The organism is Olsenella sp. CU969 (assembly GCF_905219715.1).
Taxonomy (GTDB): Bacteria; Actinomycetota; Coriobacteriia; order Coriobacteriales; family Atopobiaceae; genus Granulimonas; species Granulimonas faecalis.
On record NZ_CAJMXC010000003.1, the window covers coordinates 58518 to 65469 of the forward strand.

Genomic DNA, 6952 nt, shown 5'->3' on the forward strand with positions numbered 1-6952 from the left:
ACCTAACCTTCCTGGAACCTGAACGACGGGGACCTGATGCGCCTTAGATCAGGGAATCGGGGTCATCGGACGTGTCGATCGCGTCGTACTCGCGGTCGAGGAGGCTCTCCCCCTCCGCGGCGGCCTCGTGGACGCCGCAGTACTTGGAGCCGGGCCGGGCCATGTTGCGGCACTGCGTCCCATTCTCGGAGACGTGGGCGCAACGCGTGGCGGGCTGCTCCTGGTCCTGNTCGATGAGGTCCTCGGCGGCCTCGGCCTTCTTGCGCATCTTCNCNATGAGGTCGCGGGCGATNCCCTCGCTCTTGATGTCGATATGGTAACCGGTGAGGCGCGCGGCGNGCCGGGCGTTCTGGCCCTCCTTGCCGATGGCCAGGGAGAGCTGGTCGTCGGGCACGATCACCGTGGCGTAGGTGTGCTCGGGGTCGACGATGACGCGGGTCACCTTGGCGGGCGACAGGGCGTTGGCCACGCGCTTGGCGGGGTCGTCGCTCCAGAGCACGACGTCGACGCGCTCGCCGCGGAGCTCGGAGACCACGGTGCGCACGCGGCTGCCCTTGGGGCCGACACAGGCGCCCACGGGGTCGAGACGGTCGTCCAGGGAGCTCACGGCCACCTTGGAGCGACGGCCGGGCTCGCGGGCGATGGACTCGATCTCCACCACGCCGTCGTAGATCTCGGGGACCTCGAGCTCGAAGAGGCGGCGGAGCAGGTCGGGGTGGGAGCGGGAGACCACGATGGAGGGGCGGGAGAACTCGCCGCGGACGGGCTGGATGCGGGCCTGCGGGTCGCGGACCTCGATGATGAGGGCCTTGATGCGGTCGCCGTGGCGGTAGCGCTCGCCGGCGGGGCGCTCGTTGCGCTCCTGGCGCTCCTCGTTGTTCTTGCGGAGGTCGAAGTGCGGGAGCTCGGCCTCGATGCCCTCGCGGATCTTGATGATGGTGNAGTCGGGGACCGACTGGATGACGGTGCCGGTGATGATGTCACCGACGCGCTCCGAGAACTCCTCGTAGATCATCTGGCGGGCGGCGTTGCGGGTGATGGCCGCGATCTCGCTCTTGGCGTGGAGGGCGGCGATGCGNGAGATGCCGGGGTCGTCCACGGCCTCCTCGCGGAACTCGGTGTACTCGCCGGTCTCGGGGTCGGGCTCGCCCTCGGCGACCAGACGGTAGAGAAAGAACCGGCCCGATGTGCAGTCGATGGTGACCTTGGCGCCGTCGGGGAAGCGGTCGGGGTCGAGGTCGGCGTAGCTCTTGGCGAGCGACTGCTCGAGGCGGTCGAGCAGGTAGAGCTCGTCGATGTGCTTCTCATGGCAGAGCGCCATGAGGGCCTCCATCATCTCGTTGTTCTTCTCGTTGTCGTGGGTGGCGGCCATCTGCGNCACCCCTTCCTCTTGTGGGTGGCTGGGAAAACGGGCGTTGGCTCCGGGGAGCCCGCGCCCTAGAAGACGGGCCTCAGCTNGGCCGACTGGACGTCGGCGAGGGGNAGGGCGTGGGTACCGTCGTCGCACTCCACGACGACGTCGTCGCCCTNGAGGCCCATNAGGGTGCCGGTGNANGTGCGGCGNCCCCCGTGGCCCGCCATGCGCACCTGCACGGGTTCGCCGANCAAGCGCTCGAAGTCGGCAGGGCGGCGCAGGGGCCGGTCGAGGCCCGGCGAGGAGACCTCGAGGGTGTAGGAGCCCGGGAAGGGGTCGAGCGCCTCGACGACGTCGCCGACCCACCCGTTGTGGGAGGCCACCTCGTCGAGGGAGACGGGCTCGCCGGGCTCGGCCCGGTCGACGCGAACCCGGACGACGGGCGCCTTGGACGCACCGGCCACCTCGACGTCGACGATGTCCGCCCCGTGGGCGGCAGCCTCGGCCTCGAGGGCCTCCAGAAGCCGCGACCTGATGTCCTTGACAGCCATGGCCCACCTTCCCAAAAAAAGGAAGCGGGGCGACGAACGCTCCCACTTCCCGATTGAACTGCATGTTTACGGTGCCCAGTATGGCATGGGGCGCCGATGACCGTCAAGTCTCCACAATCGAGGGTCAGGANTCCACCCGGTAGGCCGGGACATNGGTCTGGGNGTCGNAGAACGTCAGGAGCCGGCCCTCGTCGTCGAAGGTCATGGTGACCGTGTGGAGGTCGTCGGACGTCACGCCTTGGTAGCCGTCGCCCAGGGACGTCCAGTCCCAGTGCACCGACACGCGGGCCTCCGCCGAGGAGCCGTCGTCGGACACGTCGATGGAGGCGGAGCTCACCGACCGCGGCAGCGACTGGATCCGCGCGTCCACGCCCTNGTGGNCGCNGGCCGCCTTGACCATGCCGTACCAGACCTCGTGGGCGCCCTTGCCGGCGAAGGGCGACTCGGGCGAGAGAAGCGCGGAGAGCGCGGAGCCGATGGAGTCGCCGGGGGACGCCGCGTCGTACACGGCCGCCACCGCCTGCTCCGCCGTGGCCTGGGAGAGGCTCTTGCGCTGGGACACCACGCCGATCCTCACCTTGTCGCCCGGCTTGACAGCGGTACCGACCGCCGGGTCCACCGAGACGACGGTGCCCACGGCCTTGCCGTCCTCGTGGGGGACGCTCTCCACCTCGTAGCCGAGGCCGGCCTCGGAGAGGGCCGCGACGGCCTCCTGGCGGGTCTTGCCCATGACGTCGGGCACGCGCGGCAGCCTGGTCACGTAGAGGGTGACGGTGGTGTCGCCCACCACCTCGCGCCCCGCCTCGAGCGACGCCCCTTGGACCCGGCCGTCCTCGCCGTCCCCCGTGCGCTCCTCCACGGCGTAGGGGATGGCCGCCCCGTCGAGGGCCGCCTCCGCCTCCTCGAGCCCCATGCCGGCGACGTCGGGCATCGTGCGCGCCGTGGCCACCTGGAGCCGGGCGGTGCCGGAGCCCCCCTCGGGGACGTCGGCCGAGACGACGATGCCGGCGGAGGCGTCCTTGGTGGCCACGTCCTCGCGCTCCACGTCGTAGCCGAGGGCCTTGAGCTCCTTCTCGGCGCGCTCGTAGCGCCAGCCCACGACGTCGGGCACCCGGTTGAGGGTCCCCTGGGCCCACCGCACCATCCAGACGACGCCGACGCAGAACACGGCCACGATCAGGACGGCGAGGGCGAGCTGGACCCTGTGGCGGCCGCGGTCCTTGGTGCTCCCCTTCCCGATGCCCGTGAGCCCCTCGACGGAGCGGCGGGAGGCGCCGGCGTCCTGGGACCCGGAGACGAGGGCCGGGTCGCGGAGGTTGGCCCCGCAGTCGGGGCAGCGCGCGGGGAGCAGGTCGCTTCCAAGGTCCTTACCGCATTGGGGGCACTTCATGGGGGACCTCCTGACGGCCCCTCCCCCGGTCCCATGGTCCCGGGGGCGGCCGGTGTTCGCCGATATCTTTCAGCCAATATATCGAATTTGCGCGGTTCCGGGAAATTCGGGGGCGTCGCGCATGGGCAGAGGGAACGAAAAAGGGCCCGTCCCGATGGGACGGGCCCTGCGGCNTGCTACCTGGCGANGNCGTTCACCAGCTTNCCGGGAACGACGACCACCTTGACGACGTCCTTGCCCTCCAGCTGGGGGGCCACGGCCTCGAGCGCCGCGNGCTCGAGCNCCTCGCGGGGCGCGTCGGGCGCCACCTGGATGCGGGCGCGGATCTTGCCGAGCACCTGGACGACGATCTCGACGGTGTCCTCGCGGGTGAGGTCGGCATCGAACGTGGGCCACGGCTCGTCGTACATGGAGCCCTCCATGCCGAGGGCCTCGGAGGCGAGCTCGTCGGCCCAGTGGGGGCAGACGGGCGAGAGCATGGCCACGAGGTCGTGGGCATAGCGGGCCATGAGGGCGCCGTCGCGCTCCCCGGGGGCCGTGGCGGCGAGGTAGGCGTTGCCGGCGTTCACGAGCTCCATGAGCGCCGAGATGGCGGTGTTGTACTGCCTGCGCCCGTAGTCGTCGGTGCACTTGATGCCCAGGCGGTGCACGGCGCGCAGGAGCTTCCTGCCCTCGTCGTCGAGCGCGTCCATGGAGGGCTCGGCGCCCGGCGTCGCGGAGCATGAGGCCTCCCACACGCTCTTCCACGCGCGCTTGAGGAAGCGGTTGCAGCCGGCCACGGCCTGGGGGTCCCAGTCGNAGTCCTTCTCCGGCGGCGCGATGAACAGGATGGCGAGGCGCATGGTGTCGGCTCCGTAGGGCTCGATGACGCTCGCAGGCGCCACGACGTTGCCCTTGGACTTGGACATGACCTCGCCGTTCTCGTCCTTGACCATGCCCTGGCAGAGCAGGTCGGTGAAGGGCTCGTCGCACGAGACCATGCCGAGGTCGCGCATGACCTTGGTCCAGAAGCGCGAGTAGAGCAGGTGCAGGATGGCGTGCTCGATGCCGCCGATGTAGTTGTCCACGGGCATCCAGCGGTCGGCCGCCGCGCGGCCCACGGGCTCGTGGTCGTTGTGCGGGTCGCAGTAGCGCAGGTAGTACCAGCTGGAGTCCGTGAAGGTGTCCATGGTGTCGGTCTCGCGGCGGGCCGGGGCGCCGCACACGGGGCACGTGGTCTCGTAGAACTCGGGGCACTCGGCCAGGGTCTCCCCCGCCGCGAGGTCCAGGCCCTCGGGCAGCGTCACGGGCAGCTGGTCCTCCGGCACGGGCACGATGCCGCAGTGCTCGCAGTGGACGGCCGGGATGGGGTTGCCCCAGTACCGCTGGCGGCTGATGAGCCANTCGCGNAGGCGGAAGTTCACGGCCTCGCGGGCGAGCCCGCGCTCCGCGAGCAGGTCGACGACGGCCTTGGCGGCCTCGTAGCGCTTGCCGCCGCGCATGCCCGTGATCGGGCCGGACTGCACCATGACGCCCTCGGCGTCCATGGCGTGGTCCCAGGGCACGTCGGTCACCACGAGGTCCTCCTAGCCGGAGAGCTCGGCGAAGAGCGGGTCGTCCTCCTCGAGGATGATCGGCGGGACGGGCAGGCCGTACTTGCGGGCGAACTGGAAGTCGCGCTCGTCGCCGCAGGGGACGCCCATGACGGCGCCGGTGCCGTAGTCGGTGATGACGTAGTCGGCCACCCAGATGGGCAGGAGCCGGCCGTTGACCGGGTTTACCATGTAGCGGCCCGTGAAGGCGCCGTGCTTCTCCACCTCGCTGGACTGGCGGTCCACCGCGCTCGTGGCCTCGGCGATGTCGATGACCTCCTGCACGGCCCCCTCGTACTCCGTGCCGTCCACGAGCTCGTGGACCAGCGGGTACTCGGGTGCGAGCAGGAAGAAGCTGGCGCCGAAGAGCGTGTCGGGGCGCATGGTGAATACCGTGATCTTGAGGTCGGTGGGCTCGCCGGAGGCGTTGGCCAGGGCGAAGTCGATCTCGGCGCCCTCGGACTTGCCGATCCAGTTGCGCTGCATCTGCCTCACGCGCTCGGGCCAGCGGTCGAGGCGGTCGATGTCGTCGAGGAGCTCCTCGGCGTAGTCGGTGATCTTGAGGTACCACTGGGTGAGCTCCCGGCGCTCGGGCACGGTGCCGCAGCGCCAGCAGTGCCCCTCGGTGACCTGCTCGTTGGCGAGCACGGTGTTGCAGGTGGGGCACCAGTTGACCGGCGACGTGCGGCGGTCGACGAGGCCCTTCTCCCACATCTTGAGGAAGAGGTACTGCCCCCAGCGGTAGTAGGAGGGGTCGCAGGTCCTCACCATGCGGTCGTAGTCGTAGGAGAACCCCATGCGGCGCATGGTGGCCACGGCCTGGTCGATGTTGCCGTAGGTCCACTTGGCGGGCTGCGTGCGGTGCTTGATGGCGGCGTTCTCCGCAGGGAGGCCGAAGGCGTCGAACCCGATGGGGTGCAGAACATCGAAACCCTGCATGTGGGCCTGGCGCGCCATGGCATCGCCGATGGTGTAGTTGCGGGCGTGGCCCATGTGGAGGTCGCCCGAGGGGTACGGGAACATCTCGAGGACGTACTTCTTGGGACGGCCGTCGTCGGCGGCGCGGAAGAGGCCCCGCTCCTCCCAGACGCGTTGCCACTTCTCCTCGATGGCGCCCGCGTCGTAGACGGGGACGCGCCCTTCGTGCTCGCTGTGGTCGCCCATGGAAGACTCCTTCTCGGTGACGGCCCCCACAGGGGCCGGATCGCTCATGCTCATGGGATTCTAGCAAATGGCGTCGGCCGCCCAGGCAGCCAGCCCCCCGCGCGGAGAAAGGGGGCGGCCGGGCCGATGGCCGACCGCCCCCCCTCTGCAGGAACCGCCGGGTCCCCTCCCCTAGCGCCTCCTTCTCAGGACGAGGGCGAGGCAGAGGGTGCCGGCCGTGGCCGCGCCCGCGAGCGCCGGCACCATGGAGGCGACGTCGGAGGTGGCGGGCAGCAGGGTCCCGGGATGCCCGGAGCCCGTGGCGGGCAGGGTGGATGCGCCTGGGGCGCCGCCGGAGACGCCGTCGTCCGACGGGAGAACGCCGCCGGAAGCGCCGACGCCGTCGGGGTAGGCCGGATCCGGGTTGGAGACGGGGGACCTGCCGGCAAGCCACGCGTCCCAACCGTCCGACGGCACGAAGGGCTCCCCGCCCGCGGGGCGCTGGGCGCCCGGGGCCACCGCGTCGAGGTCGACGTCGGCGGGGGTGGTGCCGAACGCGTCGGCCACGTTGCCCACGTCGGCGCCCACAGCCCCGTCGGTGACGGTCACGTCGAAGACGAGGGTGGCCGCGGCGGGCCCGTGCAGGTCTCCGGCGGTCACGGCGAGACGGCGGGTGGCGGGGTCGTAGGCGTCGTCGGGAACCACGCGGCGGACCCCGTCGGGGCCGGTGAGCGAGATGGAGCCCGCCACGGGCTCGAGGCCCACGGGGAGCCTGTCGGCCACGACCACGTCGTACCAGGCGGTCTGTTCGGCGACGTTCTCCACCTTGACGGCGTAGCGCACCGTGTCGCCCACCCGGGTGGTGCCGTCGTCCCTGCTCAGGTTGTCGGCGGTCTTGGTGACGCGCACGTCGGCCTCGGCCCCGTCGCCGGGGAGCCGGGGT

General features: G+C 71.0%; 4 protein-coding genes and 1 pseudogene. All 5 read right to left on the reverse strand.

From position 1 onward, the window contains the following. Positions 1–43 precede the first annotated feature (43 nt). Entirely contained in the window at positions 44–1372 is a 1329-nt protein-coding gene (gene nusA, locus JX283_RS00845) for a transcription termination factor NusA (protein ID WP_204828898.1), read from the reverse strand. Positions 1373–1437: 65 nt separating this feature from the next. Further along, positions 1438–1905 (reverse strand): ribosome maturation factor RimP, encoded by a 468-nt coding sequence (gene rimP / locus JX283_RS00850; protein ID WP_204828899.1) that lies wholly within the window; start codon positions 1903–1905, stop codon positions 1438–1440. A gap of 124 nt (positions 1906–2029) precedes the next feature. Continuing rightward, entirely contained in the window at positions 2030–3295 is a 1266-nt protein-coding gene (locus JX283_RS00855) for a PASTA domain-containing protein (protein WP_204828900.1), read from the reverse strand. Positions 3296–3471: 176 nt separating this feature from the next. Further along, positions 3472–6030, reverse strand: a pseudogene (gene leuS, locus JX283_RS00860) (leucine--tRNA ligase). A gap of 171 nt (positions 6031–6201) precedes the next feature. Beyond that, on the reverse strand, positions 6202–6952 hold a 751-nt coding region (locus JX283_RS00865), incomplete at its 5' end, for an isopeptide-forming domain-containing fimbrial protein (protein ID WP_204828901.1).